The organism is Endozoicomonas sp. SESOKO2 (genome assembly GCF_024606245.1).
Taxonomy (GTDB): Bacteria; Pseudomonadota; Gammaproteobacteria; order Pseudomonadales; family Endozoicomonadaceae; genus Endozoicomonas_A.
Genome location: NZ_JAHHPQ010000637.1, coordinates 1 through 1,834, shown reverse-complemented (window position 1 = coordinate 1,834; position 1,834 = coordinate 1). Strand labels below are relative to the sequence as shown.

2 protein-coding genes are annotated in these 1,834 nt (G+C 47.0%); both read right to left on the bottom strand.

Features of this window, described 5'->3' with window-relative positions; genetic code table 11:
• A partial coding sequence (locus KDK17_RS15915; RefSeq protein WP_257288499.1) for a long-chain fatty acid--CoA ligase occupies positions 1–1,050 on the bottom strand: 1,050 nt, incomplete at its 3' end.
• Between the two features lie 314 nt (positions 1,051–1,364).
• Positions 1,365–1,834, bottom strand: a 470-nt coding sequence (locus tag KDK17_RS15910) for a potassium transporter TrkG (protein WP_306671310.1), incomplete at its 5' end; no start/stop codon positions are given.

Here is a 1,834-nt window from a genome sequence, read left to right as displayed (position 1 = left end):
GCCACAGGGCATGAAACGAATGCGCCCACCCAGCTTCTCCTTGATTTTGCTGAACACCCTTTTATCGGCGAGCTGGTTCAGGCTTTCCAGATAGGCAGGTACTGTTTTGCCCTGGCGCTTCAACTCCATAGTGGTGCGACCGACCTTCATGGCCGTTTTGAAAATAAAGCGTTTAACCGGAGAACTCTTTTGGATCATAGTGTTCACTCCGGTATAAATCTTTTCATAGAAGCGTGGTACGGCACAGACGACTGTTGGCTTTAGCGCTGGCAGTACCTCTGCAATTCTGGTCGGATCTTTGAGGTAACAGTTAACAGCTCCCCGGGTCAGTACATAATAACTCCAGGCCCTTTCAAAAATATGGCTCAGAGGCAAAAATGCAATGGATACATCGGTGTGATCAATATGAATCAGAAGATCGTGTGACTCAAAAGATGCGCCGATGCTGTTGTAATCCAGCATAACGCCTTTTGGTTGACCGGTTGTACCTGAGGTGTAGATCAAAGTGTAGAGGTCGTCCAGAGACTGATTTTCCAGACGTTCCGTCAGTATGTTGGATTCGGCAGGAGCACTGGCCATAAAGTCACTGAAATACAGAGCCTGACTGCAGTTTTTCAGATCAGTCCGGGAGTCAAATACAATGACTTTTTTCAGGCATTCGCACGTGTCCAATAGTTTCAGTGCGCCATCGAACTGCTCCTGTTCGCCGACGAACAACACGGAAATCCCGGCATCTTCAATAATGTAACGAGCCTGCTCAGCGGTATTGGTTGGGTATATGGGCACGGTGACGCAGCGTGTTTGCAGAATGCCCAGATCAGCAATAGTCCATTCAGGAAGGTTCTGCGACCAGATTCCGATATTACTTTGAATGGGCAGGTTATCTTTAAGCAAACAGCGGGAAACACAGTCGATCTTTTCTCCCAGCTGTTGCCAATTCATGGATTGCCATTGATGGTTTTCAGAGAAACGAATAGCCGTTTGACTGGAATGGTTACGTGAGCGCTGACGAATCAGGCTGATAAGGTGCGACGGAGGATGGTCATTCATTGGCAAGCAATATAAATATTATGGAAGTGACTGTTTTTCGCAATTCAAAAAAACGACACCTTCTGCTTATGGCTGATAATATCAAGCATTAAACAGATGGAAGCCAGTCTTCAATGGTTTCGTTTGCGGCGAAGAATACTACAGGAGTATCAATAAATACTATTTGATTTGCATCAGTTTTTCGAAACGCTGACAGTGCAGTTAAGTGCTGATCTCCTGACACGATCTTTATTGAACGGTCTGGTTATCCTTTCAGAGGTCAGGAAGACCCGTTGGGGGTGAAAGGATATCCAGACAGACAGGATGTAAACTTGTCAATGTTTCCAGAATGCTGGAGTAAAGAGTACCAGAACGGTAATAACTTCCAATCTGCCCAGCAGCATTCCCGCGCTCAGTAACCACTTGGCTGTATCAGGCAGCGATGAAAAATTGCCTGCTGGTCCGATGATATCTCCAAGTCCGGGTCCAACGTTGGTGACGGCCGTCATTGCACCGCTTAGGCTGGTGACAAGATCCAGCCCCAGCAGGCTCAAAAGCAGGGTGAGAATGGTGGTCAGAAGTACGAAAAAGAAACAGAAAGCGATCAGGGATCTCAATATGTCGCTGCTGATTTGATGGCCGTTATAACTTTGTACAAAACAGGCCCTGGGATGAGCCAATTGTTTCAGTTGAATCCCCAACAGGCGTGCACCAATCTGAAAACGGAAAACTTTTATTCCGCCTGATGTGGAGCCTGAACAACCGCCAATACCCGTCAGGCAAAGAAACAGGGTGGCTGCAAATC